General features: G+C 68.5%; 26 protein-coding genes. 19 read left to right on the top strand and 7 right to left on the bottom strand.

Features of this window, described 5'->3' with window-relative positions:
* The first annotated feature begins 235 nt into the window (after positions 1-235).
* Genes MLGJGCBP_RS19400 through MLGJGCBP_RS19380 form a run of 5 tightly spaced genes read left to right on the top strand, consistent with a single transcriptional unit; the run spans position 236 to position 4,294 of the window.
* Positions 236-1,084, top strand: coding sequence for a biotin--[acetyl-CoA-carboxylase] ligase (locus MLGJGCBP_RS19400; protein WP_160097612.1), 849 nt, complete (start codon positions 236-238; stop codon positions 1,082-1,084).
* A 16-nt stretch (positions 1,085-1,100) separates the two neighbouring features.
* Complete coding sequence (locus MLGJGCBP_RS19395) at positions 1,101-1,658, top strand: HdeD family acid-resistance protein (protein ID WP_087562386.1); 558 nt, start codon at positions 1,101-1,103, stop codon at positions 1,656-1,658.
* 15 nt (positions 1,659-1,673) lie between these two features.
* Positions 1,674-2,231: a PH domain-containing protein gene (locus tag MLGJGCBP_RS19390; RefSeq protein WP_160097611.1), complete on the top strand. Its 558-nt coding sequence runs from the start codon at positions 1,674-1,676 to the stop codon at positions 2,229-2,231.
* 39 nt (positions 2,232-2,270) lie between these two features.
* Complete coding sequence (locus MLGJGCBP_RS19385) at positions 2,271-2,951, top strand: response regulator transcription factor (protein ID WP_025432276.1); 681 nt, start codon at positions 2,271-2,273, stop codon at positions 2,949-2,951.
* Positions 2,952-2,959: 8 nt separating this feature from the next.
* Positions 2,960-4,294: a HAMP domain-containing sensor histidine kinase gene (locus MLGJGCBP_RS19380; RefSeq protein WP_087562384.1), complete on the top strand. Its 1,335-nt coding sequence runs from the start codon at positions 2,960-2,962 to the stop codon at positions 4,292-4,294.
* 3 nt (positions 4,295-4,297) lie between these two features.
* Here the strand turns inward: MLGJGCBP_RS19380 and MLGJGCBP_RS19375 are convergent, their stop codons facing one another.
* The gene (locus MLGJGCBP_RS19375) at positions 4,298-4,843 is read right to left on the bottom strand and encodes a GtrA family protein (RefSeq protein WP_087562383.1); all 546 of its coding nucleotides are present in this window, start codon (positions 4,841-4,843) and stop codon (positions 4,298-4,300) included.
* A 131-nt stretch (positions 4,844-4,974) separates the two neighbouring features.
* Here MLGJGCBP_RS19375 and MLGJGCBP_RS19370 point away from each other — a divergent pair, with 131 nt between their 5' ends.
* From MLGJGCBP_RS19370 to MLGJGCBP_RS19360, 3 genes are all read left to right on the top strand, one after another.
* Positions 4,975-6,234 (top strand): 5-(carboxyamino)imidazole ribonucleotide synthase, encoded by a 1,260-nt coding sequence (locus MLGJGCBP_RS19370; RefSeq protein WP_160097610.1) that lies wholly within the window; start codon positions 4,975-4,977, stop codon positions 6,232-6,234.
* The gene (purE, locus tag MLGJGCBP_RS19365; RefSeq protein WP_072951207.1) at positions 6,218-6,745 is read left to right on the top strand and encodes a 5-(carboxyamino)imidazole ribonucleotide mutase; all 528 of its coding nucleotides are present in this window, start codon (positions 6,218-6,220) and stop codon (positions 6,743-6,745) included. The genes MLGJGCBP_RS19370 and purE overlap by 17 nt, the downstream gene beginning before the upstream one ends.
* A gap of 688 nt (positions 6,746-7,433) precedes the next feature.
* Positions 7,434-7,814: a hypothetical protein gene (locus MLGJGCBP_RS19360; protein ID WP_160097618.1), complete on the top strand. Its 381-nt coding sequence runs from the start codon at positions 7,434-7,436 to the stop codon at positions 7,812-7,814.
* On the opposite strand, the gene MLGJGCBP_RS19355 is transcribed toward MLGJGCBP_RS19360, so the two are convergent.
* Both MLGJGCBP_RS19355 and MLGJGCBP_RS19350 read right to left on the bottom strand, forming a co-directional pair.
* Positions 7,799-8,518, bottom strand: coding sequence for a TIGR03089 family protein (locus MLGJGCBP_RS19355; protein ID WP_160097617.1), 720 nt, complete (start codon positions 8,516-8,518; stop codon positions 7,799-7,801). The genes MLGJGCBP_RS19360 and MLGJGCBP_RS19355 overlap by 16 nt on opposite strands.
* Positions 8,519-8,541: 23 nt before the next feature.
* Positions 8,542-10,077, bottom strand: a complete 1,536-nt coding sequence (locus MLGJGCBP_RS19350) for an LCP family protein (RefSeq protein ID WP_442972110.1) — start codon at positions 10,075-10,077, stop codon at positions 8,542-8,544.
* Between the two features lie 68 nt (positions 10,078-10,145).
* Between MLGJGCBP_RS19350 and rfbD the strand changes: the two genes are divergently transcribed.
* From rfbD to MLGJGCBP_RS19335, 3 genes are read left to right on the top strand one after another with little or no spacing between them, the layout of a single operon-like run.
* Positions 10,146-10,994 carry a dTDP-4-dehydrorhamnose reductase gene (rfbD, locus tag MLGJGCBP_RS19345; protein WP_160097609.1) on the top strand — a complete coding sequence of 283 codons (849 nt, stop codon included), beginning with the start codon at positions 10,146-10,148 and terminating at the stop codon, positions 10,992-10,994.
* Between the two features lie 34 nt (positions 10,995-11,028).
* Positions 11,029-11,928: a glycosyltransferase family 2 protein gene (locus tag MLGJGCBP_RS19340; RefSeq protein WP_087562378.1), complete on the top strand. Its 900-nt coding sequence runs from the start codon at positions 11,029-11,031 to the stop codon at positions 11,926-11,928.
* Positions 11,918-12,997: a sugar phosphate nucleotidyltransferase gene (locus tag MLGJGCBP_RS19335; protein ID WP_160097608.1), complete on the top strand. Its 1,080-nt coding sequence runs from the start codon at positions 11,918-11,920 to the stop codon at positions 12,995-12,997. Before MLGJGCBP_RS19340 ends, MLGJGCBP_RS19335 begins: the two co-directional genes overlap by 11 nt.
* Before the next feature lie 14 nt (positions 12,998-13,011).
* On the opposite strand, the gene MLGJGCBP_RS19330 is transcribed toward MLGJGCBP_RS19335, so the two are convergent.
* From MLGJGCBP_RS19330 to cofD, 3 genes are read right to left on the bottom strand one after another with little or no spacing between them, the layout of a single operon-like run.
* Positions 13,012-13,560, bottom strand: a complete 549-nt coding sequence (locus MLGJGCBP_RS19330; RefSeq protein ID WP_087562376.1) for an NUDIX hydrolase — start codon at positions 13,558-13,560, stop codon at positions 13,012-13,014.
* A 10-nt stretch (positions 13,561-13,570) separates the two neighbouring features.
* Complete coding sequence (locus MLGJGCBP_RS19325) at positions 13,571-14,935, bottom strand: coenzyme F420-0:L-glutamate ligase (protein WP_160097607.1); 1,365 nt, start codon at positions 14,933-14,935, stop codon at positions 13,571-13,573.
* Positions 14,932-15,927 carry a 2-phospho-L-lactate transferase gene (gene cofD / locus MLGJGCBP_RS19320; RefSeq protein ID WP_160097606.1) on the bottom strand — a complete coding sequence of 332 codons (996 nt, stop codon included), beginning with the start codon at positions 15,925-15,927 and terminating at the stop codon, positions 14,932-14,934. The genes MLGJGCBP_RS19325 and cofD overlap by 4 nt, the downstream gene beginning before the upstream one ends.
* A gap of 513 nt (positions 15,928-16,440) precedes the next feature.
* Here cofD and MLGJGCBP_RS19315 point away from each other — a divergent pair.
* Positions 16,441-16,701 carry a WhiB family transcriptional regulator gene (locus tag MLGJGCBP_RS19315; RefSeq protein WP_167372239.1) on the top strand — a complete coding sequence of 87 codons (261 nt, stop codon included), beginning with the start codon at positions 16,441-16,443 and terminating at the stop codon, positions 16,699-16,701.
* Here the strand turns inward: MLGJGCBP_RS19315 and MLGJGCBP_RS19310 are convergent, their stop codons facing one another.
* Entirely contained in the window at positions 16,702-17,193 is a 492-nt protein-coding gene (locus tag MLGJGCBP_RS19310) for a metallopeptidase family protein (RefSeq protein ID WP_087556709.1), read from the bottom strand. It lies immediately after the preceding gene.
* An 80-nt stretch (positions 17,194-17,273) separates the two neighbouring features.
* Between MLGJGCBP_RS19310 and MLGJGCBP_RS19305 the strand changes: the two genes are divergently transcribed.
* From MLGJGCBP_RS19305 to MLGJGCBP_RS19275, 7 genes are all read left to right on the top strand, one after another.
* The gene (locus MLGJGCBP_RS19305) at positions 17,274-17,669 is read left to right on the top strand and encodes a DUF3499 domain-containing protein (RefSeq protein WP_087556708.1); all 396 of its coding nucleotides are present in this window, start codon (positions 17,274-17,276) and stop codon (positions 17,667-17,669) included.
* A gap of 103 nt (positions 17,670-17,772) precedes the next feature.
* Complete coding sequence (locus MLGJGCBP_RS19300; RefSeq protein WP_160097605.1) at positions 17,773-19,140, top strand: phosphomannomutase/phosphoglucomutase; 1,368 nt, start codon at positions 17,773-17,775, stop codon at positions 19,138-19,140.
* Positions 19,141-19,218: 78 nt separating this feature from the next.
* Positions 19,219-20,298: a tobH protein gene (locus tag MLGJGCBP_RS19295; RefSeq protein ID WP_087556706.1), complete on the top strand. Its 1,080-nt coding sequence runs from the start codon at positions 19,219-19,221 to the stop codon at positions 20,296-20,298.
* Complete coding sequence (manA, locus tag MLGJGCBP_RS19290; RefSeq protein ID WP_160097604.1) at positions 20,298-21,530, top strand: mannose-6-phosphate isomerase, class I; 1,233 nt, start codon at positions 20,298-20,300, stop codon at positions 21,528-21,530. Before MLGJGCBP_RS19295 ends, manA begins: the two co-directional genes overlap by 1 nt.
* A 78-nt stretch (positions 21,531-21,608) precedes the next feature.
* Positions 21,609-22,535: a cation diffusion facilitator family transporter gene (locus MLGJGCBP_RS19285; RefSeq protein ID WP_160097603.1), complete on the top strand. Its 927-nt coding sequence runs from the start codon at positions 21,609-21,611 to the stop codon at positions 22,533-22,535.
* Positions 22,536-22,563: 28 nt separating this feature from the next.
* Positions 22,564-24,072: an amino acid permease gene (locus tag MLGJGCBP_RS19280; RefSeq protein ID WP_087556703.1), complete on the top strand. Its 1,509-nt coding sequence runs from the start codon at positions 22,564-22,566 to the stop codon at positions 24,070-24,072.
* A gap of 237 nt (positions 24,073-24,309) precedes the next feature.
* On the top strand, positions 24,310-24,930 hold the full coding sequence (locus tag MLGJGCBP_RS19275) for a TetR/AcrR family transcriptional regulator (RefSeq protein ID WP_087556702.1): 621 nt from the start codon (positions 24,310-24,312) through the stop codon (positions 24,928-24,930).
* The last annotated feature ends 71 nt before the right edge of the window (positions 24,931-25,001 follow it).

Raw genomic sequence — 25,001 nt, 5'->3', positions numbered from 1 at the left:
CCGCTCGGGTGCTGCGCCTCGGCCTGACGATTACGCAGGTCGGCGAGCTTTCCCGCCGTCGTGTGAATATCGGGCGTACTCGCCGACTCCGCCGCGCTCGGCTCCTGAACAGTGGTCATGACAGGTCAGCTTAACGAGCGGCGACGAGCTTCTGCCAAGGGAGGTGGTCAGGCGGCGGGTTGCCCGGACCCGGCTACTGACCAGTACCTTTTCCTGCTCGTCCTAGGCTGTGGTGATGTGGACCGACCTGAACCGACCCCCTCTCAACGCCGACAATCTGCGGGCAGCGCTCGTCCGCGGTGACGACGACAGCGACACCCGCAAGTTCTGGTCGCGGCTCGACGTGGTGCAGGAGACCGGGTCCACCAACGCGGATCTTCTCGCGCGCGCCGCGACGTCGGACTGCGACCGGCACGTGCTGCTCGCCGAATTCCAGGGCAGCGGCCGGGGCCGCCACTCCCGCGCCTGGGTGAGCCCGCCGCAGGCGCAGATCGCGGTCTCGGCGTTGTTGACGATGCCGGGGATGCGCGTCCAGGACATGGGGTGGCTGCCGCTGCTGACCGGCGTCGCCGTCGTCGACGCGCTGCGCGCCACCGCCAAGGTGCCTGCGGAACTGAAGTGGCCCAACGATGTGCTCATCGACGGACGGAAAGTCGCCGGGATCCTCGCCGAGGTGTCCGCCACGGCACCGGATCCCGCGGTCGTCGTCGGGATCGGACTCAACGTGAGCCTCACCAGAGAGGAACTGCCCGTCGAGCACGCGACGTCGCTCGTCCTCGAAGGCGCCGAGGTCAGCGACCGCGACACCCTGGTTCGGGCGGTGCTGCGGGCCATCGCCGATCGCTGGCAGCAGTGGCACGACGCGAACTGGGACGTCGCGGAACTCGCCGGGGCCTACCGAGAGCGCTGCGGCACGCTCGGCCAGCGGGTGCGCGCCGAACTGCCCGGCGGGCGTGAACTGATCGGCATCGCAACGGACGTCGACGCGGAGGGCCGGGTCGTGATCGCCCCCGACGGACAGCCCGGCACGGTCGCCGTCGCCGCAGGTGACATCACACATTTACGCCCGGTGCGCACCGAGTAGTGCCACACTGTGGTACATGAGTACCTCAATTCCGGAGTCCTCCGTCACCGCAGCCCGGCGCACGTTGACCGGGCTCACGGTGGTGCTCGGTCTGCTCACCCTGGGCCTGGGCATCGCCGTGCTCGTGTGGCCACACGTGACCCTCACGGTGCTGGCCGTCCTGATCGCCATCCAGTTCTTCGGATTCGGGATCGTCCAGATCATCCGGGCGTTCGCCGACGTCGAGGCCAGTGGAGGCGCGCGCACCCTCGTGGGCGTATCCGGCGCCCTGGCAATACTTCTCGCGTTCCTCGTGCTGAGGAGCCCGCTCCAGACCGTTGTCATCATCGCGCTCATAATCGGTGCGTGGTGGGTGTTCCGGGGTGTCCTCGAAATCGTCGAGGGCGCCTCCGGTTCGGTCGCGAACCGTGGCCTCACCATCGTGCTCGGAGTGATCAGCGTCGTCGCCGGGGCGTTCGTGCTCCTGCAGCCCGAACTGTCGCTCGAGGTGTTCGTGATCGTGGTCGGCGTGTGGATGGTGCTGTACGGCCTCATCATCGTGATCACCCCGATCGTGCTCAGCCGCATGCGGTAGGGGCACACTCTTCGCATGGGATATCCGGAGGACGCGCTCGCCGAGGACGAGGAACTACTGCTTCACCGCCATCCGCACTGGAAGATGTTGCTGCTCCCCGCCGTCACCTTTCTGCTGGCGACGGCGGTCGCGGGTTTCGCGGCGGGTTTCGCCGAGAACAAGCTGGACGGCTCCGCGCTGAACGTCGTGCTCGTCGTCGTCCTCGTGCTGTGGCTGGGACTCGTCGGATGGCGCTGTGTCGCGCCGTTTCTCAGCTGGAAGTTCACCCACTTCATCGTCACCGACCGCCGCGTCCTCATCCGCCGGGGTGTGATGACGCACACGGGGATCGACATTCCGATGGGGCGCATCAGCAACGTGCAGTTCCGGCACGGCCTCCTCGACAGGATGCTCCGCACCGGAACGCTGGTCATCGTGTCGTCCTCCGACGATCCGCTGGAATTCGACGACATCCCCGACGTTCAGCGCGTCCACTCCCTGCTCTACCACCAGGTGTTCGACGCGATGGATCTCCACCGCGAACGCGAGCGGGAAGACCCGCGCGGCGACGCCGACACCGGCAAAGGCTGGTAACCGGTCACAGCCGTCTCCGCACCTCCGTACGCTGTGGAGGTGACTGCTGTATTGCTTGCCGAAGATGACGAAGCCATCGCCGCCCCGCTGTCGCGGGCACTGGGCCGGGAAGGATACGACGTCACCATCGAGCAGACCGGCCCGGCAGCGCTGGAGCAGGCGCTCGACGGGGCTTACGACCTGCTGATCCTGGACCTCGGACTCCCGGGGATGGACGGTCTCGAGGTGTGCAGGCAGGTGCGTGCCCACAGTTCGGAACTGGCGGTGCTCATGCTCACCGCGCGCACCGACGAGGTCGACTTCGTCGTCGGACTCGACGCCGGAGCCGACGACTACGTCGGGAAGCCGTTCCGGTTGGCGGAGTTGATGGCCCGGGTGCGTGCCCTGCTGCGTCGCCGCGGCGGTGGCGAGGATTCCGTCGTCGAGGTCGGGGGCATCCGGCTCGAGCCGGCGGCCCGCCGGGTGCTCGTGAACGGAACCGAGATCGCCCTCGCCAACAAGGAGTACGAGCTTCTGCGGGTGCTGCTCGAACACGCTGGACAGGTGGTGTCCCGGGACACCATCCTCGCGGAAGTGTGGGGCGACGTGGAACTGCGCGGCTCGAAGACCCTCGACATGCACATGTCGTGGCTTCGCCGGAAGATCGGTGACGAGGGCCCCGCCGCCGAACGTCGCATCGCGACGGTCCGCGGCGTCGGTTTCCGCATCAACACCGACTAGGCGGGGTAGTGCGCCGCAGAATTCTCCAGTCGATCCTCGCAGTCGTGATCCTGACGGCGCTGCTGCTCGGTGTGCCGCTGATCTACACGGCCTGGTTGTGGGTCGAGGACTTCAACCGGAGTGACCTGCAGGTCCGGCTGGATCGGATGGCGACGGAGATCATCACCCAGGAGGGCATCAACGGCGTCGTCGAGGGCAACCTCGACACGAACTCCCTGCGACTGCTGACGCCCGCCGGGGGCCGACTCGTCGTGGTGTACCCGACCACCGACGACGGCGCCGCACGTGTGGACATCGGCGAACCGGCCGTGCAGTCGCCGCTCGTGGAATCTCTCGCGATGGGCACGTCCGGTTCGCTCCGCCTCGAGGTGCCGTCCGACGAGATGCGCACCCAGCAACGCCAGGCCGTCGGTGCCGTCGCGCTGCTGGTGCTCGTGTCCATCGCCGCAGGCACCGTGGTGGCGTACGTCACGGCGAAGCGGCTCGCCGATCCACTGCGGGACGTCGCGAACCGGGCCGCCCGACTCGCGGAGGGCGACTTCCGGCCGGACGTGCGGCGCCACGACATCCCCGAACTCGACCGCGTCTCCGACGTTCTCGATTCGGCGACCGTCGAGATCGCGGGACGGTTGCAGCGCGAGCACGCACTCGTCGCCGACGTCTCCCATCAGCTCCGCAGCCGACTTACGGCCGTCCGTCTCCGGCTGGACGAGCTGTCCGTGCACCCGGATCCGGCCGTTGTCGTCGAGGCCGACGAGGCCATGGCGCAGGTGGACCGGCTGACCGTCGCGATCGACGAACTGGTGCGCTCCTCCCGCAGCAGCGGCACCGAGACGCAGGTGTCGGTGATCCGGGAGCTCAGTGTGGTGATCGCGGACTGGAAACGGCCGTTCGAGGACGTCGACCGCCAGTTGCTGCTGCGCGGAGACACGAACGTGATGGCGTCGACCACCGGTTCCCGGCTCCGCGAGGCCGTGGCGGTCCTCGTCGACAATGCGCTCATGCACGGTGCGGGGACGTGCACGGTCTCGGTGCGCCTGATCCAGGGACAGAATCAGCGGGCGCCGGGCAAGGAACTGTCGCCGCGCGAGGCGATGGTGTGTGTGGAGGTGTCGGACGAGGGTGTCGGCGTCAGCAACGACCTCGCGCCGCACATCTTCGACCGCGGCTTCTCGGGGGCCGGTTCGACCGGTGTGGGCCTGGCGCTGGCCCGCGCGCTCATCGAGGCGGACGGTGGCCGGCTGGAACTGCAGCGTCGCCGTCCGGCCCTGTTCGCGATCTTCGTCCCCATCGCCCGCGAGCACGTGCCGACACGGGTCACCGGGATCCGGGAACCGCGCTGACGGTCAGGGTTGGCCGATCTCTTCCTCGGCGGTCTCGTCGACGAGATCCGGGTCGATGAGATGCACGTTCTCGTCGGGGAAGGCGAACCGGCGCAGGGCCCAGAAGCGGAACACCATCTGCAGCAGGTTTCCGATGATGTAGTTGAGCACGAAGTCGACGACCACCAGTGTGGTCAGGTTGTCCTGCGTCTCGCGGATGTCGAACACGTTGTTGGCGATCCACAGCGGCGCGGCGGCGAGGAGAACACCCACTCCGCTGATCGTGAAGAACAGCAGGGCCTCGTGGTGGCGTTCCCGTCCGCCACGGTTCTTGAACGACCATTCGCGGTTGAGAATGTAACTCAGGACCGTCGCGAGAATTCCGGACAGAATCTTGGCGACCACCGGCTTCTCTTCGAGGATCGTGAGGCTCAGCGAATAGAAGATCGCGAGGTCGAAGATCATGGTGGTGCCGCCCACAATCGCGAACTTGATCAGTTCGTGATGGCGCAACGCGAGAGCCCGGAAAGGCTGGGGAACGCGTGCAAGGACGCCGTCGACAAATGACACAACGGATGAGTTTACGAAAGTCGGACCGGATACCACCAATTGGCGGTGAGATCATCAGGAGAATCACAGAAACTGGGGACCGGCGACCTCGGCGGCGGAACCCGGCACCGGACGTGACAAACTAGTGACCCGTGACCGGCAACTCTGATTCCACACCGCGTCCCACGACACCCCGCGATCTGACCGCCGGGCAACCCGTCGTGACGATGATCGGTGGCGGCCAGCTCGCGCGAATGACCCACCAGGCCGCAATCGCGCTCGGCCAGACCCTGCGGGTGCTCTCCGGCACCGCCGACGAACCCGCAGCGCAGGTGAGCCCCGACGTCGTCCTCGGGAGCCACACCGACCTCGACGCGCTCCGCAGGGCCGCGGTCGGGTCACACGCCCTGACGTTCGACCACGAGCACGTGCCCACCGAGCACCTCGACGTCCTCGTCGCCGAGGGTGTCAACGTGCAGCCGCCGCCGACGGCGCTCATCTACGCGCAGGACAAACTCGCGATGCGCCGCAAGCTCGGCGAACTCGGCGCACCGGTCCCGGCGTTCGCCGAGGTGACCTGGGCCGAGGACGTCGTCAAGTTCGGCGCCGAACACGGCTGGCCCGTCGTCATCAAGGCCGTCCGCGGCGGATACGACGGCCGCGGCGTGTGGATCACCGACGATTCCGACGAGGCCGAGCGCATCGTCACCCAGCAACTCGACAAGGGTGTCTCCCTCCTGGTCGAGGAGAAGGTCGAGATGCGGCGTGAGCTGTCCGCGATGGTGGCGCGGTCACCGTTCGGTCAGGGCGCGACGTGGCCGGTGGTGGAGACCGTGCAACGCCACGGACAGTGCGCCGTGGTCCTCGCCCCCGCCCCCGCGCTGCCCGACTCGGTCGCCGAGGCCGCCGAGGAACTGGCGCTCCGCGTCGCGTCCGAACTCGGTGTGGTCGGCGCGATGGCCGTCGAACTGTTCGAGACCACCGACGGCAGGCTCGTCGTCAACGAACTCGCGATGCGCCCGCACAACTCCGGCCACTGGACCATGGACGGCGCCCGCACGTCACAGTTCGAGCAGCACCTGCGCGCCGTCCTCGACTACCCGCTCGGCGACACCGCACCCCTCGCACCGATCACGGTGATGGCGAACGTGCTCGGCGCGCCGACCGCGCCCGAGATGAGCATGGACGAACGCGTCCACCACCTCTTCGCCCGGATGCCCGATGCGAAGATCCACCTGTACGGCAAGGGTGAACGTGAGGACCGGAAGATCGGTCACGTGAACATCGTCGGCGGGCCGGGCTCGATCGACGACCCCGAGTACGTGGCACGAGTCCGCGAGCGGGCCGAACGCGCCGCGCACTGGCTCTCGCACGCTGAATGGACCGACGGATGGGATGAACACGGTGAGTGACACGGCAGCACGGCAGGGCGCACAGGTCGGGCTCATCATGGGCAGCGACTCCGACTGGCCCACCATGGAGGCCGCCGCGGAGGCGCTCGCCGAATTCGGGGTGCGCTTCGAGGTCGGTGTCGTCTCCGCACACCGCACACCGCAGCGCATGCTCGATTACGCGAAGGACGCCGCAGGCCGCGGTATCCAGGTGATCATCGCCGGCGCCGGGGGCGCCGCCCACCTGCCGGGCATGGTCGCGTCGGCCACCCCGCTGCCCGTCATCGGTGTGCCCGTCCCGCTGAAGTACCTCGACGGCATGGACTCGCTGCTCTCGATCGTGCAGATGCCCGCAGGCGTCCCCGTCGCGACCGTGTCCATCGGCGGCGCCCGCAACGCCGGCCTCCTCGCCGTCCGCATCCTCGGTGCCGCCGACCCCGCCCTGCAGCAGCAGATGGTCGCATTCCAGGACGGGCTCGAGAAGATGGTCCTGGGCAAGGATCAGGCCCTCCGCGACAAGCTGCTGGGCTGACGTCGTACGGCGGCTAAGTTCACTTCGGGCGCCGACTGCGACGTCGTTTACGCACGGCGGCGATGATCTCGTCGGCAGGTTGGGCGCGAGTGCGAATCCGCGAAGGCTGAGCTCGCGGCCGAGTACGCGCTCGGGTTCCGACGCCGCGCGGAGGGAAGCGTGCCGCAGGAACCGCTGCGCCGTGGGCGTCCCGTGCCGACCGCGGTGGGTGAGGCAGAGGTCACGGAACTCGTCAGGTTCGACGCTTCGATTCCGCTCGGCATCGACGAGTGATGCGACGTCTCGCTCGGGCATGACGACGGCGCAGTCGGAGAGCGCCTGGGCGGGGGACACCGCCGGAAGCAGAGTCACCGTCGACACCGAGTGCGGTGCGAGGTCGCGACGGTAGAGCCGCAGCCAGTCGGGTGGCGTCACGCGGTGCCCCCTGGGGATCGTGGCTTCGACGACCGTCGGTTCGGGCAGCCACCCGTACAGCCCAGGCCGCCGTGCGGTGACTGAGCACCGCGGCCGGCCGCCACACGGACACCGCGGCGCACCGGTCGTACGTGTCGGGTTCGACGAGGGAGTACATCGTGGGCAGCACACGGTGATAGCGGCCACTCCGGCAACGGGAGGCGATGGTGCTGCGCGGGATTCCCGCGGCGCGAGGTTGTGGATGAACCCTGCCGCGAGCGCTTATCCTGCGCACATGAAACGCAGCCACGGGGTCCCGATGATCCGTGCGTCGCGGGGGAATCGCCAGTCGGCGGCGATCACCCGGCTGGCGTTGGCGTATGCCCGGCTGTGGGGTGCGTGCATCGCGTTCGACGCCGAGTTCGGCCTGTTCGTGTGCAGCGGCATGCGCGGTGGGTACGCGCGCGGCGGGACGACGATCGGCGGTGCGTTTCTCACCGGCAAGGAACCGGCGAGATCGTTGCTGCGACACGAAGCGGTCCACGCCGACCAGTGGGCGACGTACGGGTGGACCTTCGCGCTGCGGTACCTGTTCGAGGAGTCGAGGCGCCGCGGTGCCCGGAACAGGTTCGAGATCGCCGCGGGCCTCGCGGACGGCGGCTACCGGGACAGCTGACGGGTGATCTTCTCGGTGTCCACCCGTCGCGCCTGAGCCGCGGTGTCGGCGTTGGCGACCTGCACCAGCGACGCGCCGGCCGCGAACACGGCCACCAGACCGTCGATCAGGGCGTCGGGGGAGTCCCACGCCTCGACGGACAGCACCCGGTCGGTGGCGGTGATCCGGTGCGTCTCTGCGGAGGCCAGTGCCGCGGCGAGAACGTCGTCGACGCTCTTGCCTGCCAGTGCGGGCCCGGCGACGGTCGGCCGGAACTGGTCGCCGTGAACGCGCACGGAGGTGGCGTAGTCGGTGATGCCGACGGGAAGGTCGGGAATGGGCCGGCCGAATGCGTCCAGCGACAGCGCCGCGACCTCCGGGACGTCCTCGACGTCGCCCAGGTGCTGCGCCGAGACGAGGGCGATCTCGGCGTCCGCATCGGGTTCGAGGACGACCTCGGCGCCGGCCCACCAGACGCCGAGAAGTACCGCGGCGGTCTGCCAGTGCGCAGGCAGGAGGACGGCGACGCGGGCGCCGGGTTCGACGGCAAATTCGTCGCGCAGCAGGTTGGCGGTCTTGGCCGCCCAGTTGGCTAGGGTGAGCGCCGAGAGTTCGACCCGTTCGCCCGTCGCGTCGTCGTAGAACGTGACGCGCGGTCCGGCCGGGTCGTTCTTCAGGATCGGGTCGAGCAGGGCGTCGGTCAGCGTGCGGGACGCATGGTTCATGGACACAGTCCGTCTCTCGTTTTCTAGTTCACACAACGCGGGCCCGACGAGCCGGCATCGATGGGCGGGCCGGGCGGTGCCGGGGTGGGGGTCGTTCCTGCCGTGGACACGGGCTCGAGGCCTGTCTCGGAGGACTCGGACGACGAGGTGGTGCTGATGGTCTCGGCGGACGTCGGCCCCTGATAGTCACCGGACAGCACCACCCGGACCGAGCCTTCGGGCAACGTGGAGTCGGTGTCGGTGGGGAGCCCGCCGAGTGCGGCCGCGACCGCCTTGGCGCCGTCGTCGTCCGCGGAATGCGCGAAGACGGTGGTCTCGCTCACCGCTTTGCCCGTGTAGTTACCGATCTCACCCTGACCGTAGCCGAGCGACGTGAGGGCGTCGGCCACACCGTTCGCGAGACCCCCGACGTCGCTCGAGTTCGCGACGTCGACGGTGACGGTCGAGGTGTCGATGTCGGGCGTCTCGGACTTGGTGGTGGTGGTGTCCTCCGAGTCGGCAGGCTCCTCACCGACGAGACCGGCCACGTACTTCTTCACGTCCTTCGGCTTGACCTCGACGATGGACTCGCCGTAGTCGGTCATGCCGTTGAGATCCGCGACCGGAATGGTCTCGAACTGCACCTTGCCGCCGGCGAGGTCCTGCAGTTGGGTGGCGAATTCGATGATGTCCCAGTCGTCGTCGAGCACGACCGAACGTTGCACCGCGCCGCTGAGTTCGTTCAGCTTGCCCGGGTCGCTGAGGGTCTTCGCGGACAGCACCTTGCCGACGAGGGACGCCATGAACACCTGCTGGCGCACGATGCGATCGAGGTCGCCGCGGGGGAGGTCGTGGCGCTGGCGGACGAAGCTCAGTGCGTCCGCACCCTTCAGCGACTGCTCACCGGCGGGGAAGTGGGCGCCGGACATGTCCTCGTCCACCGGTTCGTTGAGACAGACGTCGACGCCGCCGACCGCGTTGGTGAGGAGGACGAACCCGAGCAGCCCGACCTCGGCGTAGTGGTCGACGGTGATGCCGGTGAGGTCTGCCACCGATTGGATGAGGGCCTCGCGGCCTGCCTTCGTCGACTCCTCCTCGGCCTCCTTGTCGGTGGCTCCGTCCTCGACGAGTTTCAGCCGCTCGGTCTCCTTGGTGGCGCCGTAGGCGGCGTTGATCTTCGACATGCCGATCCCCGGTACGTCGACGTAGGAGTCGCGGGGGATCGAGATGGCGGTGGCGGAACTGCCGTCGTTCGGAACGCGGATGAGGACGATGGTGTCGGTGTTGGACGCCACCTCCTCGCCGGCGCGCAGCGAGTCGAGTTCCTCCTGGGAGAGGGGGTTGCCGTGGGCGTCGGTGCGGCTGTCGGTGCCGACCATGAGGATGTCGACGGCGCCGTCGGCGCTTCCGCCGAGTCCGAGACCGCCCGCGGTTGCCAGATTGTTGCGCAGCGAGTCGATGCTCCGCCACGCGAATCCTGTGACGACGAGTGCGAGCACCGACAGCACCGCGACAGCGATGTGAATCGGCCGCCGAGCGGTGCTCGGGGGTGCGTCTGGTGCGGGTTGCTCGTGTGACACGGAAACCAGGCTACTGGTCGACGCGGCTGGAGCAGGGACGTGTGGATCGGCGTGCCAGACTGGGCGCCGTGACGAACATCCTTGTGACCGGCGCCCGGGGGCAGCTGGGTGGACACCTCCTCCGACGAGCCGAGGCCCGCGGGATTCCGGCCCGGGGTGTGGGCTCGGACGAGCTCGACATCACCGACCGCGACGCGGTGCTCGCCCAGGTCGAAGCCGGTTCGGTGGTGATCAACTGCGCCGCGTACACCGCGGTGGACGCGGCGGAGTCGGACGAGGACACCGCGCGGGCGGTGAACGAGGACGGTCCTGCGAACCTGGCGGCGGCGTGCGCCCGGGTGGGTGCCCGGTTGATCCACGTCTCGACGGACTACGTGTTCGCCGGGGACGGCGACACGCCGTACGAGGTGGACGTCCCGACCGGTCCCGCGACCGCCTACGGACGCACCAAACTGGCCGGCGAGCGCGCGGTCCACGCTGCGCTTCCTTCCGCGCACGTGGTGCGAACCGCCTGGGTGTACAGCGGGGTGGGCTCCGACTTCGTCTCCACCATGCGCCGCCTCGAGCGTGAACGTGACACGGTCGACGTCGTGGACGACCAAGTGGGCTCGCCCACATTCGCCGGCGACCTGGCCGACGCGCTGCTCGAACTGGCCGGTCGCAGCGACATCGACGCACCGGTGCTGCACGCCACGAACTCGGGCCGGGCGAGTTGGTTCGACCTCGCGCGCGCCGTGTTCGAGGAGGCGGGTGCCGACCCGCGGCGCGTGCACCCGTGCACGAGTGCCCAGTTCGTGCGCCCCGCCCCGCGACCGGCGTACTCGGTGCTGTCCGGCCGCGCGTGGGCCGACGCCGGGCTGACCCCGTTGCGGCCGTGGCGAGACGCGTTGCGCGCCGCTCTGCATGCCGCGGTGTGAGAGGCACCCCCTTTCAACGGCTACGCTTGCCCGCGTGAGTTCGAAGCTGGCCGTGGTGACGGTGACCTATTCGCCAGGTGAGCATCTGGAGCAATTCCTGGGCACTCTCGCCGAGGCGACGAAAGAAGATCCGCAGGTCGTAATGGCCGACAACGGTTCGACGGACGGCGCCCCCGAGGCCGCGGACGAGGCGCACGAGCACGTGCGCCTGTTGCGCACCGGAGGGAACATCGGCTACGGCGGTGCCATCAACAGGGCTGTGGCGGAGATCGACGAGGACATCGAGTTCGTCGTCATCGCCAATCCGGATGTTCGCTGGGCGCCCGGATCGATCGACGTTCTCCTCGCGGCCGCCGAGCGCTGGCCACGGGCGGGGGCGCTCGGACCGCTCGTTCTGGAACCCGACGGAAGCATCTACCCGTCGGCGCGTCAGGTCCCCGACCTGGTGTCGGGAGCAGGGCATGCGGTGCTGGGCACGGTGTGGCCGTCCAACCCGTGGACGGCCGGCTACCGCCAGGAGAACGAGACCGTCAGCGAGCGGTCCGTCGGCTGGTTGTCCGGTTCGTGCCTGCTGATGCGTCGCGTCGCGTTCGATTCGATCAACGGCTTCGATTCCCGCTACTTCATGTACATGGAGGACGTCGACCTCGGCGACCGCCTGGGCAAGGCGGGATGGCTCAACGTCTACGTGCCCTCCGCAGAGGTTACCCACGCGAAGGGGCACGCCGCGGGCAAGCATCCGGAATTGATGCTGCCCGCGCACCATCAGAGTGCGTACCGGTTCCAGGCCGATCGGCATCCCCATTGGTGGCAGGCGCCGCTGCGGTGGGCACTTCGGGGAGGATTGGCGGTGCGGTCGAAGATCGCCGTGGCTGCTGCGGTCCGGGAACGACGCAGAAACCAGAACGAGGGGGGAACGACAGATGGCAATTGAGAAGACGACCGATGCCGTGGTGCTGGTCGGCGGTAAGGGAACGAGGCTTCGCCCGCTGACGTTGTCGGCGCCCAAGCCGATGCTGCCGACGGCGGGTCTGCCGTTCCTCCAGCATCTGCTGGCTCGGATCGAGGCGGCCGGGATCAAGCATGTCGTGCTGGGCACGTCCTTCAAGGCGGAGGTCTTCGAGGAGTACTTCGGGGACGGTTCCAAGCTGGGGCTCGAGATCGATTACGTCACCGAGACCGAACCGCTCGGCACCGGTGGCGGCATCCGCAACGTTCTGCCGAAGCTGCGCGGGGACCACGCGATGGTCTTCAACGGCGACGTCCTCGGCGGCACCGATCTGGGAGCGATCCTCGACACGCACCGCACCCGCGAGGCCGATGTCACCCTGCACCTCGTGCGGGTGGGCGATCCGCGGGCGTTCGGCTGTGTGCCCACCGATGCGGACGGCCGGGTGACCGCCTTCCTGGAGAAGACGCAGGATCCGCCGACCGACCAGATCAACGCGGGCTGCTACGTGTTCAAGCGCGAGATCATCGAACAGATCCCCGAGGGCCGTCCGGTGTCGGTGGAGCGTGAGGTGTTCCCGTCGCTGCTCGCCGGTGACGCCCGAGTGTACGGACACGTCGACTCGTCGTATTGGCGCGACATGGGCACTCCCGAGGACTTCGTGCGCGGTTCGGCGGATCTGGTGCGCGGCATCGCTCCGTCGCCTGCGCTCGACGGTCCCCGCGGCGAATCGCTCGTCCATCCGGGTGCGGGCGTCGCCCCCGGCGCAGTGCTGATCGGCGGCACCGTCGTCGGCCGCGGCGCCGAGGTGGGTGCGGGCGCACGACTCGACGGTGCGGTGCTGTTCGACGGTGCCGTCGTCGAGGCCGGTGCGACCGTCGAACGGTCCATCATCGGATTCGGTGCGCGCATCGGTCCACGGGCCCTCGTGCGGGACGCGGTGATCGGTGACGGAGCCGATGTCGGTGCCCGGTGCGAACTGCTGCGCGGGGCCCGAGTGTGGCCGGGCGTGACGCTGCCCGACGGCGGAGTGCGGTTCAGCACGGACGTGTGAGAGGTGCAGCGCCCCTAGCGCAGTCCGGCCAGGTGCACGAGGTGGTCGATCGTGGACTTCTCCGCGTTCGGCGGCAGTGCGTCCACCGGCCACCAGCGCAGATCCGTCGATTCGGAGCTACGCACGATGTGGGCGCCGGACCGCGCGCGGACCAGGAACCGGAGATCCAGGTGCCGGGTGGGCTGCCCGAGTGAGCACGTGATCGGGTGGGTGTGCGCCGACAGCAGTTCGGGGTCGATCCGCAGGTCGGGAATTCCTGATTCCTCGCACGCCTCCCGCAGTGCGGCGTCGACGACGGTGTCGTCGGAAGGCTCACAGTGCCCACCCAATTGGATCCACCGGCCGACCCGGGGATGCAGGGTGAGCAGGACGTGACATCCTCCCTCGTCCAGGACGAGGGAGGAAGCCGTGATGTGCCCGGGCGCATACTCACGCAGGCACCCGAGCGGCGCGGATGCGAGGAACGCAAGCATGGTGTGCCGCAACGATTCGTCGTTCTCGTCGAGCGTCTTCCAGCCCTCGAGCGCGGCAGTGGCGGTGCGGTGCAGCGATTCGGCGCTCATCGTGTATGGATCATTTCTCGATGAGGGCGTCGCCGGGGTCGACGGGCCGGCGGGGTTCGAGTGGTTCGAGGGGATAACCGACGGCGATCGCACCGAGCGGCTGCCAGTCGTCGGGCAGGCCGAGGACCCCGCGCACCGTGTCGGCGGCGAAGATCGTCGAACCGATCCAGCAACTACCGATTCCCTTGGTCGCCAACGACACCAGCAGCCCCTGCACCGCCGCACCGACCGCGACGGTGAACATCGTCGCCTCCGCCGCCCGCCGCCGCGGATCCGGGTAGGCGTGCGCACCGTCGGGCACACAGAACGGGACGATCACCTCCGGCGCGTCGAACAGGATGTTCCCCCGCGCCACCCGCGCCGCCACCGCCTCCACCCCCATGCCGTCGGCGGTCAGGTCGGCCCGCCACCGCTCCCGCATCGCCGACAACAGCTCCTCGCGCACCGCCCGGGTGCGGACCCACACGAACCGCACCGGCCGGGTGTGATGCGGCGCCGGGGCGGTCAACGCCTCGGCGATCGACGCCCGCACCGCGACCGGATCGACCGGATCGTCGGCGAAGTCCCGGATCGAGCGGCGCAGCAGCACCGCCTCCGCCCGCCCCCGCTCCACCGATTCGGCGGTACCGAGCCAGAACAGGTCCTCCTCCCCGGCCCGGATCAGGTCCCGTGCCCGTGACCCGTCGTCGACCAGGCCCAGACCGCGGACCACCGCGACCGGCACCCCACCGAGTTTGCCCTTCACCAGGTCCCCGGCGGCGGCGATCTCGTCGGCGACCGCGACTTCCGTCACCATGAGTTCGTTGCCCTGCGAGTCCCGGGCGCCGGCGTACCCGTGCAGCACCGGCAACCCGGCCGCACCGATCGCGGCGTCGATCTGCCCGTTGCGCCATGCCCGCCCCATCGTGTCGGTGACCACCACCGCCACCGTCACACCGAGCGCCACCCCGATCGCGTCCCGCAACCTTCGGGCGCTGCCGTCCGGATCCTCCGGCAGCAACGCCAGTTCCGAGCCCTCCACATTGGAGCCGTCGATGCCGGACGCGGCCTGCACGATCCCCAACCGGTTCTCGGTGATCAACGTCCGGCCCTTGCGGGCGACGACGCGGACCGCTTCCTGCTCCACGAGGCGCCGGCGGGCCGCGTCCCGCTCCTCCGGGTCGGTGGGGGAGGTCACGATCCGGCCCTCCACCTTGGAGAACACCTTGCTGGTCACCACCAGCACGTCACCACCACGCAACCACGGGGCCGCGGAAACGATCGCGGCGGCGAGGTCGTCGCCGGGCCGGAACTCCGGCAACCCGGTCACCGGCAGGATCTCGATCGCCCCGCCCGGCGCGTGATCGCCCCGGGATGCGCCGGTCGGTGCGGTCACAGCGACACCCCGGCCACGTCCAGGGCCGCCTGCACCATCGCGGCGGTGGCGTCCGGGTCGCTCATCAGCAACGGCACGCTGCGCACCGCCACCCCGGGCACGTCGGCGGTGTCGGTGTCGTGGACCAGCCACCCGTCGAGGATCCCGGTCCCGGAGCGTGCCCCGTACCAACGCCCGATCGCCTCCGCGGAGGTGTCCACCCCGATCACGTCCAAGCATTCGTCGGCCATGCCGCGCAACGGTTTCCCGCCGATGATCGGGGAGATCCCGACCACCTTCGCGGTGGTGGTGCGCAACGCCCCCCGGATCCCCGGCACCGCCAGGATCGCGCCGACGCTGACCACCGGATTCGACGGCGCCAACAGCACGACGTCGGCGCCCTCGATCGCCTCGAGCACCCCCGGAGCGGGGGACGCCTGCTCGGCGCCGATGTTCGCGAAACTGTGCGTCGGGACCTGCGCGCGGTGCCGAACCCACCACTCCTGGAAGTGGATCGCCCGCTGCTCCCCGTCCTCCGGGTCGGTGATCACCACGTGAGTTTCACTACGATCGTCGGTGACCGGCAGCAACGTCACACCCGGCTGCCAGCGGTTGCACAACGCCTCGGTGACCGCCGACAACGGATACCCCGTCCGCAGCATCTGGGTGCGGATCAGATGCGTCGCGATGTCCCGGTCGCCGAGCCCGAACCAATCCGGCTTCGCCCCGTACGCGGCGAGTTCCTCCTTCGCGTTCCAGGTTTCACCGGCATGCCCCCACCCCCGGGCGGTGTCGATGCCGTCGCCGAGGGTGTACATGCAGGTGTCCAGGTCCGGGCAGATCCGCAACCCGTGCATCCACACATCGTCACCGACATTGACCACCGCCGTGATCCGATGCGCAGAATCCGAACCCGAACCCGAACCGTCCGGTGCATCAACGCCGAGAAGCCGCCGCACCCCTTGCAGGAACCGGGCCCCACCGACCCCGCCAACCAATACAGTCACGTTCACGGTGTAAGCCTAGGCGGTGCCCGTCGGCGTCCGGTGGGCTGCTTCCCCAAGGCGATTCGAGAGCGCGAAATAGTAATCGACTTTCTGCGGTTAGCTTGACCGCGACACGCTGGGCGTGTCTAATCACAAATATGTCATTCCAACGTTGCGGACGTGGAATCACTTGCAGCGGGGATCAATTCGAACGGTTGTTCGAACGGGGTGGCAGGGGTGTTCGGTTCGGGGTACATGATCAATCGAAATTTTCTGCGCTATCACAGGTGAGGAGGCGGAACGATGCCCAATGAGCAGCTCGAGTCGGAGACTCGCTGGAGCACAGTAAGCGACGAACCGCAGACCAATTCCGAAGCAGGCGCAGCGGACGGCGTCTGTGTTCAAGAAGTCTGTGTGCAAGAAGACGGTGTGCAACAAATCAGCGTTGAACAAAGCAATGTGCAAGAAAGCAGTGTGAAAGAAATTCCTGTGCCGGAACTCGTCGCGCAGGAAGTCGAGACGGCGGGCCCCCGCCCGGCGTTGAGTCTGGTGACCGGTTTCGACGAATTGTTCGACACCATCGAGGATCAGTGGCAGGAACGCGCGCTGTGCGCGCAGACCGACCCTGAGGCCTTCTTCCCCGAAAAGGGAGGATCCACCAGAGAAGCGAAGCGCATCTGCCTCGGCTGCGAGGTGCGGGACGAATGCCTCGACTACGCACTGGCCAACGACGAGCGGTTCGGTATCTGGGGTGGCCTGTCGGAGCGTGAGCGCCGGCGCCTGAAGCGGGGGATCGTCTAGTCAGTCCTCATCGCCCGGCAGATCCGGGTCGATGACCTCGGGTTCGACTCCGAGGTACGTACTCACCTGCTGTACGAGCACGTCGTGCACCAGGTCGGTGAGATCGTCCGGATCCTTGGCGCGCTGTTCCAGCGGTCGCCGGAACAGGACGACTCGCGCCCGCGTCGTGGATCCGTGCCGGTCGATGCCTGCCGGGATCAACCGGGACAGCGGCACGGGTCCGTCCGCCACGACCTCCGCGGGCCAGTTCACCGAATCCGGGTCGAGCGCATGAATCTTCGGGACTTCGTCGACGGCGATGTCCAACTTCGTGAGGCGTTCACGCCACCGTGAGTCGATCGGTGCGAACGCCTCCAGAACCACCAGATCGAATTTCTCAGCGCGGCTGCGTCGCGCCGGCGCGTCCGGGGGGAACACGGACCCGCGGATCCCACGTCCCCGTCGGTCGACGGATCGAGTGGTGACGGGACGCCTGCGTCGTGCACTGGACATGGAGTGGACATTACGACAGCCGGACACTGTCGGTGTGTCCGAGTAGGTGTGGGGCCTTCGTGGGGCTAGGCTCTCTAGCTGTGAGATCTCTGCGTCGATGCTGCCGCCCCGGGTGCAAGAACCCCGCTGTCGCGACGCTCACGTACGTCTACTCGGACTCCACCGCCGTCGTCGGCCCGCTCGCGACTGTCGACGAACCGCACTCGTGGGATCTGTGCGAAACTCACGCGTCGAGGATCACCGCACCCAAGGGCTGGGAACTGGTTCGGTACGAGGGTGGCTTTTCGTCGAGCACCCCGGACGAGGACGATCTGACGGCGCTGGCGGAGGCCGTGCGCGAGGCGGGTCTCGGCGATCGTGGACGGTCCGAGCGGGCCGTGTCCACCGAGGAGCGCGCCGAAACCGGCACCTCGCCCGGCCCGGCTCGTACCGGGCGGCGTGGCCACCTGCGGGTTCTTCCCGACCCTGCCAACTGACGTCCCAGCTCGTCCCGGGCCTGCGGCCCGCGGAGTGCCGTGCCCGCGACGGGCAGGCATTAGGCTTGCGCCAGCACTGGTGCTCGTAAAGGAGAAAACAGAAGTGGCGCGATCAGCCGAGTCCGTACATGCCGTGATCAAGGCTTACGACGTGCGGGGTGTCGTCGGTGAACTCATCGACGCCGCGTTCGTGCAGGACGTGGGTGGCGCATTCGCACGACTCGTCCGCGAGGAGAGCGCCACGAAGGTCGTGATCGGTTACGACATGCGTGCGTCGTCCCCGGAACTCGCCCGCGCGTTCGCCGACGGCGTCACCGCACAGGGCCTGGACGTCGTGCTCATCGGACTCGCGTCCACCGATCAGCTGTATTTCGCTTCGGGGCTGTTCAACTGCCCGGGTGCGATGTTCACCGCGAGCCACAATCCGGCGAAGTACAACGGCATCAAGCTCTGCCGCGCGGGCGCCAAGCCGGTGGGGCAGGAGACGGGCCTCGCCGCGATCGCCGCGGAGGTCGTCGACGGGGTTCCCGCGTACGACGGCGCCGCGGGCGAGGTGTCCGAGGAGGACGTGCTCGATCAGTACGCGAGTTTCGTCCGCGGCCTGGTGAACCTGTCCGACCTCCGGCCGCTGACGGTGGCCGTGGACGCGGGCAACGGCATGGGCGGGCACACCGTCCCCGCGGTGTTCGAGCCGATGCCGGTGAAGCTGCAGCCGCTGTACTTCGAGCTCGACGGCACGTTCCCGAACCACGAGGCGAATCCGCTCGACCCGGCGAACCTGGTGGACCTGCAGTGGTACGTCCGGGAGACCGGTGCCGACATCGGTCTGGCCTTCGACGGCGACGCCGACCGCTGCTTCGTGGTCGACGAACTCGGCAACCCGGTGTCGCCGTCCGCGGTGACGGCCCTCGTCGCCGAGCGTGAGCTGGCCAAGGAGCCGGGCGCCACCGTCATCCACAACCTCATCACCTCCCGCGCCGTGCCGGAACTGGTCACCGAACTGGGTGGACACCCGGTGCGCACCCGGGTCGGGCATTCGTTCATCAAGCAGCAGATGGCCGAGACGGGTGCGATCTTCGGTGGCGAGCACTCCGCGCACTACTACTTCCGTGATTTCTGGGGCGCCGACTCCGGCATGCTCGCCGGGCTGCACGTCCTCGCCGCGCTGGGGGAGCAGGACCGTCCGCTGTCCGAACTGATGGCCAAGTACGAGCGGTACGCGGCGTCGGGGGAGATCAATTCGACGGTCGCAGACGCCGCCGAGCGGACCGACGCGGTGGTGGCGGCGTTCGCCGATCGCACCGCGGGCGTCGACCGGCTCGACGGGGTCACGGTCGAATTGCAGGGCGACGCGTGGTTCAACCTGCGCGCCTCCAACACCGAACCGCTGCTGCGACTCAACGTCGAAGCGCCCACGACGGCAGACGTAGATGCACTCGTTACCGAGATATTGGGCATCGTCCGAGCCTGACTGCCATAGTTGGAATGACAAGGTTCTGCTCGTGCTGCGAATGTGGCTTGCACTGATGAGGAAAGGGGGTGCGGTGTCATGACAGCGCCGACGCCCCTGCTCGATCTGGACGACGGGGACGCACTGGTCTCCGCGGACACCGAGGGCGTACTGCGTTCCGCCGCAATGGGGGGTGCCCAGATCCGGGCCACCCGGTCCGCGGTCGAGGAGGGGGCTCTCGAACGACTGCAGGGGCTGCGTCCGCGCAGCGTGGTGGTGGTGACCGGCGCGGGGCGGGCCGGCCGCGGGGCCGGGATCCTGACGGCGGTCCTCGCCGAACGGATCGGATTCCCGCTGGTGCGCGCCACCCGGACCCCCGTCTGGGTGGGCCCGCTCGACGTGGTCGTGGTGGCCGGCGACGACGCGGGCGACCCCCGGCTCGTGCAGGCAATCGACGCGGCGGTGCGCCGCGGCGCCGAAGTGGTGGTCGCGGCACCGGACGAAGGACCCTTGCAGGCGGCAGGGGCCGGACGCGTCGTCATGTTCGCGCCGCGCGTCCGGGCACTGACCCGGCACGGTCTGCTGCGGTACTTCGCGGTTCTGCTGGCCGTCCTGCGGGTGGTCGGTTCGGAACGCTGGGGCGACGAGGTTCCCGACCTCGAGCAACTCGCCGACGCGGTCGACGGTGAGGCGCTCCGCGACCGGCCGGACAGCGAGGTGTTCCACAACCCCGCGAAATCACTGGCCTCCCGCATGCAGGGACGCCGCATCGTGCTGACGGGAGATACCGAGAGCACGGTGGAGTTGGCCCGGCACGGCGCCGAGGCGCTGTTGCACGCCGGCCGCGTGGCGACGGCGTCGGAGCTTCCGGACGTGCTGAGCGCGGCGGGCACGTTCCGCGTCGACCAGGCGCTCTCCGCCCACGACTCGATCTTCCACGACCCCGAACTGGACGGTCCGCCGCCGGCGAGCCCGGTACGCACATTCGTGCTGTCGGCCGATGCCGATCGGATGCTCGTCGAACGCCGGATCGCGGTCCTCGGCGACGTCGACCTCGTCGTCGCGTCGTCCGACGAGGGACAGGTCCCCGCGCAGCGTCCCGAATTGGAACAGGCAGCGGTCCTGGTCGGCAGGCTCGACATGACTGCCGCGTATCTACAGCTGATCGGCGGTATCTAGTGCACCGACTCGAAGGTGCGCTTCGGTCCTACGCGTGGGGATCGCGCACCGCCATCGCACAGCTGCGCGGACTTCCGGTTCCCACGGCACACCCGGAGGCGGAACTGTGGCTGGGCGCGCACCCCGGTGACCCGGCCCGCGTCATCACCGACGAGGGGCCCCGGTCCCTTCTGGACCTGGTGCACTCCGAACCCGAACGCCAGCTCGGGAAGCGCAGTGTCGAGGCGTTCGGCGAACGCCTCCCGTTCCTCCTGAAGTTGCTCGCGTCGGAGGAACCGTTGTCGTTGCAGGCGCACCCGAGCGCCGAGCAGGCGTGGGAGGGATTCACCCGGGAGAACGAGATGGGAATCCCCCTCGAGTCCTCCGTGCGCAACTACAAGGACGCCAGCCACAAACCCGAACTCGTCGTGGCCCTCAGCAGGTTCCACGCGCTCGCCGGTTTCCGGGACCCTCAGCGCACGGTCAAACTGCTCGAGGCGATCGCCGTTCCGGAACTGCAGCCGTACGCCGGCCTGATCGCCGGCCAACCCGACTCGGACGGACTCCGCGCACTGTTCACGACGTGGATCACGTTGCCGCAGCCCGTGCTCGGTGCGCTGATGCCGAGGGTGCTCGACGGATGCGTCGACTACCTGTCGAACACCAAGGACGGTGAATTCGCGGCGGAGGTCCGCACCGCCCTCGAACTGAGCGAGGTGTACCCGGGGGATGCGGGTGTGCTGGCCGCACTCCTGCTGAACCGGGTCACCCTCGAACCGGGGCAGGGCCTGTACCTCGACGCCGGCAACCTCCACGCCTACCTCCACGGGATGGCGGTCGAGATCATGGCCAACTCCGACAACGTGCTGCGCGGCGGACTCACACCGAAGCACGTGGACGTTCCGGAGTTGCTGCGCGTCCTCGACTTCGACACCGTCGACATTCCGATCCTGGAGGCGCAGGAGCGTCCGGGCGGGGGCGAATTCGTGTACTCGACGCCTGCGCCGGAATTCGTCCTCGCCCGGATCGACCTGTCACCGGACGGCCGGACGGAGCACCGGCTCGACTCGGAGGGGCCGCACATTCTGCTGTGCACCTCGGGTTCGGTGTCGGTGCAGTGCGGAACCGACGGCCTCGAACTCTCCCAGGGAAACGCCGTCTGGATCGCGGCCGAGGACCCCGAAGTGGTGGTGACTGCGGGCACCGAGTGCGCCCAGTTGTTCAGTGCGAGGGTCGGCTCCCCGATCGCGTAGCCTGTGAGCCGCCCTGCGATCCGAGAAGGGCTCCGCGGCCCGTCGTGAGGGCCGTGTGCGACCGAGAGGAGAAATCAGTTGTCGGCTCATGGGGGAAAGAAGGCGATTCTCGCCGCGCTCGGCGCCAATGCCGGTATCGCGGTAGCCAAGTTCGCCGGCTTCCTGATCACCGGCTCGTCGTCCATGCTGGCGGAATCCGTGCACTCGGTGGCCGATACCTCCAATCAGGGCCTGCTCCTGCTCGGCCAGAAGAAGGCCGAACGCGCCGCGGACGATCTGCACCAGTTCGGTTACGGGCGCAGCCGCTACTTCTACTCGTTCGTCGTCGCACTCGTGTTGTTCAGCCTCGGTTCGCTGTTCGCGATCTACGAGGGCATCCACAAGATCCAGCATCCCGAGGAACTGTCGTCGCCACTGGTGGCGGTGGTGATCCTGGTGATCGCCATCGCGCTCGAGGGGTTCAGCTTCCTCACCGCTGTGCGGGAGTCGCGTCCACTCAAGGGGCAGGCGAGCTGGTGGGGATTCATCCGCACGTCGCGCAGCCCCGAACTCCCCGTCGTGCTGCTCGAGGACACCGGCGCACTGGTCGGTCTCGTCCTCGCGCTCGGCGGTGTCGGACTGACGATGCTCACCGGCGATCCGGTGTGGGACGGGGTCGGCACCCTCTGCATCGGCGCCCTGCTCGGCGTCATCGCGATCATCCTCATCGTCGAGATGCAGAGCCTGCTCATCGGTGAAGGCGCCACCGCCGACGAGGAGTCGAAAATTCTCGCCGCCCTCGCCGACGGCGAGAAGATCGAGCGCGTCATCCACTGCAAGACCCAGTACCTCGGACCCGAGGAAATCCTCGTGGCGGCGAAAGTGGCGATGGCCCCCGGTTCCGACATCGGCGCGATCGCCGAGGCCATCGACGAGGCCGAGGCGAGGGTGCGGGGCGCCGTCCCGGCGGCTCGCCGCATCTACATCGAACCCGACCTGTTCCGGGCAACCGAAGGCATAGGCTGAACGGCAACTTTCGATTGAGGAGGCTGATGTGGCCATCCAGGACAAAGGCAGCGGAGAACCGGATCTCGGCGGCAGGCCGACCGGATTGTTCCGCACCAAGTCGATCGAGCAGTCGATCCGCGACACCGACGAACCGGAGACCAAACTCCGCAAGGATCTGACGGCGTGGGACCTGACCGTCTTCGGTGTCGCCGTCGTCATCGGCGCCGGCATCTTCACACTCACCGCGCGCACCGCGGGCAACGTCGCGGGTCCGTCGGTGTCGGCGGCGTTCGTCATCGCCGCCATCGCGTGCGGGCTCGCCGCGCTCTGCTACGCGGAGTTCGCCTCGACCGTTCCGGTCGCGGGCAGCGCGTACACGTTCTCCTACGCGACGTTCGGTGAACTGGTCGCGTGGATCATCGGCTGGGACCTCATTCTCGAATTCGCGCTCGCCGCGTCGGTCGTGGCGAAAGGCTGGTCGCTGTATCTCGGTGAGGTGATCGGCAACCATTCGCCGATCGCGCAGATCGGCTCCGTCAAATTCGATTGGGGCGCGGTCCTCATCGTCGCGATCATCACCGTCGTGCTGGCGACGGGCACCAAGCTGTCGTCGCGCGTCTCACTCGTGATCACCTCGATCAAGGTGGCCGTGGTGCTGGTCGTCGTGGTCGTCGGCGCGTTCTACATCGACCCCGACAACTACTCGCCGTACATTCCGCCGTCCGAGGCGGGCAGCACGGGCGAGGGCATCCACCAGTCCCTGTTCTCCTACGTCACGGGCGCGGGCGGCAGCACGTTCGGCTGGTACGGACTGCTCGCCGCGGCCAGCCTGGTGTTCTTCGCGTTCATCGGGTTCGACATCGTCGCCACGACCGCCGAGGAGACGAAGGATCCGCAGAAGGCACTGCCCCGCGGAATCCTGGGATCGCTGCTGATCGTGACGATCCTGTACGTGGCGGTGACGCTCGTGCTCACCGGCATGGTCGACTACCACGAATTGGCCGGGGACAGTTCCAATCTGGCCACCGCCTTCGGCATCCACGGGATCACGTGGGCGAAGAACCTGATCTCGTTCGGTGCACTCGCCGGACTGACCACCGTGGTGATGGTGCTGATGCTCGGGCAGACCCGTGTGCTGTTCGCCATGTCCCGGGACGGGCTGATGCCGAGGCGGCTGGCGCCGACCGGCAAACACGGCACCCCCGTCCGGATCACCGTGCTGGTCGGTGTCGTCGTCGCCGTGCTGGCGGGCGTCTTCCCGATCGGCACCCTCGAGGAAATGGTGAACATCGGAACGCTGTTCGCGTTCTCCCTCGTGTCGATCGGCGTGATCGTGCTGCGCCGTACCCGCCCGGACCTGCCCCGCGGGTTCCGGGTCCCGTTCGTTCCGGTGGTGCCCATCCTCGCGGTTCTCGCGTGCCTGTGGCTGATGGTCAACCTGTCCGTCGAGACGTGGATCCGGTTCGTCGTGTGGATGGTGATCGGTGTGATCATCTACTTCGCCTACAGTCGCCGTCACTCCATGATGGAGCGGCGCAGCCGCGGGGAGGTCTGACACGGTGCGGCGCAGCCGCGGGGAGGTCTGACACGGAGCGGCGCAGCCGCGGGGAGGTCTGACACGGTGCGGCGCAGCCGCGGGGAGGTCTGACACGCCGGAGGGTTTCCGGCTGGGGCGCAGGGGGTTTCGGTGCCTCGCGGGGGCGCGGCGCCGGAATTCGTTGGGACGACGTCCCGGACGACCGGAGCCGCCCGGATTACGGTGCGGCGAAAGCGGGGCACTAAGGTCGTCGCCATGACTTCGTCGCGTGTCCGGGTGCCCTATCAGGAGGCTGCGCGGCTGCTGCTGCGTCAGTCGGTGCTGGACGCGATGCGGGATCTCCTCTTCGAGAAGGACTGGTCCGACATCACGATGTCGGATGTCGCGGCCGGCGCCGGGGTGAGCAGGCAGACGCTCTACAACGAGTTCAAGTCCCGGCAGGGCCTGGCAGAGGCGTACGCCCTCCGGCTCGCCGACGAACTGGTCGACGCGGTCGACGAGGCGCTGGTGACGAACGTCGGGCAGGGCCGCGCCGCGCTGCTCGCCGGTTTCACCGCGTTCTTCGCGGCCAGCCTGTCCGACCCTCTGGTGCAGTCACTTCTGCGCGGCGAGACCAAGCCCGACCTGCTGCGGCTGATCACGACCGAGAGCGCGCCGATCATCGAGCGGGCGTCGACGCGGCTCTCCGAGGTCTTCCAGCGGGGCTGGGTGCGGGCGAACCCGTCGGACGCGGGGATCCTCAGCCGCGCCATCGTGCGTCTCGCTATGAGTTACATCTCGATGCCACCCGAATCCGAGGCCAACGTCGCCGAGGATCTGGGCGCTCTTCTGGGGCCTTTCGTGGACGAGGCGGTCGGCGGAGCCGATCGGCAGTGATCGCCCGGCCGCGCAGCGTCACGTGAGTGTGACCCCCGGGCCGCAGTACCGATAGCCTTGACCGAAACAGC

Origin of the sequence: Rhodococcus sp. T7 (assembly GCF_009872365.1) — a bacterium.
Taxonomy (GTDB): domain Bacteria; phylum Actinomycetota; class Actinomycetes; order Mycobacteriales; family Mycobacteriaceae; genus Rhodococcus_F.
Note: the sequence above shows the minus strand (reverse complement) of the source record. Positions and strands in the feature narration are given on the sequence as shown.

What these genes read in the sequence shown, in the direction of transcription:
- MLGJGCBP_RS19400 (WP_160097612.1), top strand. Translation starts at nt 236, where the DNA reads ATGTGGACCGACCTGAACCGACCCCCTCTCAACGCCGACAATCTGCGG.
- MLGJGCBP_RS19395 (WP_087562386.1), top strand. Translation starts at nt 1,101, where the DNA reads ATGAGTACCTCAATTCCGGAGTCCTCCGTCACCGCAGCCCGGCGCACG.
- MLGJGCBP_RS19390 (WP_160097611.1), top strand. Translation starts at nt 1,674, where the DNA reads ATGGGATATCCGGAGGACGCGCTCGCCGAGGACGAGGAACTACTGCTT.
- purE (WP_072951207.1), top strand. Translation starts at nt 6,218, where the DNA reads ATGAACACGGTGAGTGACACGGCAGCACGGCAGGGCGCACAGGTCGGG.
- MLGJGCBP_RS19360 (WP_160097618.1), top strand. Translation starts at nt 7,434, where the DNA reads ATGAAACGCAGCCACGGGGTCCCGATGATCCGTGCGTCGCGGGGGAAT.
- MLGJGCBP_RS19355 (WP_160097617.1), bottom strand. Translation starts at nt 8,518, where the DNA reads ATGAACCATGCGTCCCGCACGCTGACCGACGCCCTGCTCGACCCGATC.
- MLGJGCBP_RS19335 (WP_160097608.1), top strand. Translation starts at nt 11,918, where the DNA reads ATGGCAATTGAGAAGACGACCGATGCCGTGGTGCTGGTCGGCGGTAAG.
- MLGJGCBP_RS19330 (WP_087562376.1), bottom strand. Translation starts at nt 13,560, where the DNA reads ATGAGCGCCGAATCGCTGCACCGCACCGCCACTGCCGCGCTCGAGGGC.
- MLGJGCBP_RS19310 (WP_087556709.1), bottom strand. Translation starts at nt 17,193, where the DNA reads ATGTCCAGTGCACGACGCAGGCGTCCCGTCACCACTCGATCCGTCGAC.
- MLGJGCBP_RS19295 (WP_087556706.1), top strand. Translation starts at nt 19,219, where the DNA reads ATGACAGCGCCGACGCCCCTGCTCGATCTGGACGACGGGGACGCACTG.
- MLGJGCBP_RS19275 (WP_087556702.1), top strand. Translation starts at nt 24,310, where the DNA reads ATGACTTCGTCGCGTGTCCGGGTGCCCTATCAGGAGGCTGCGCGGCTG.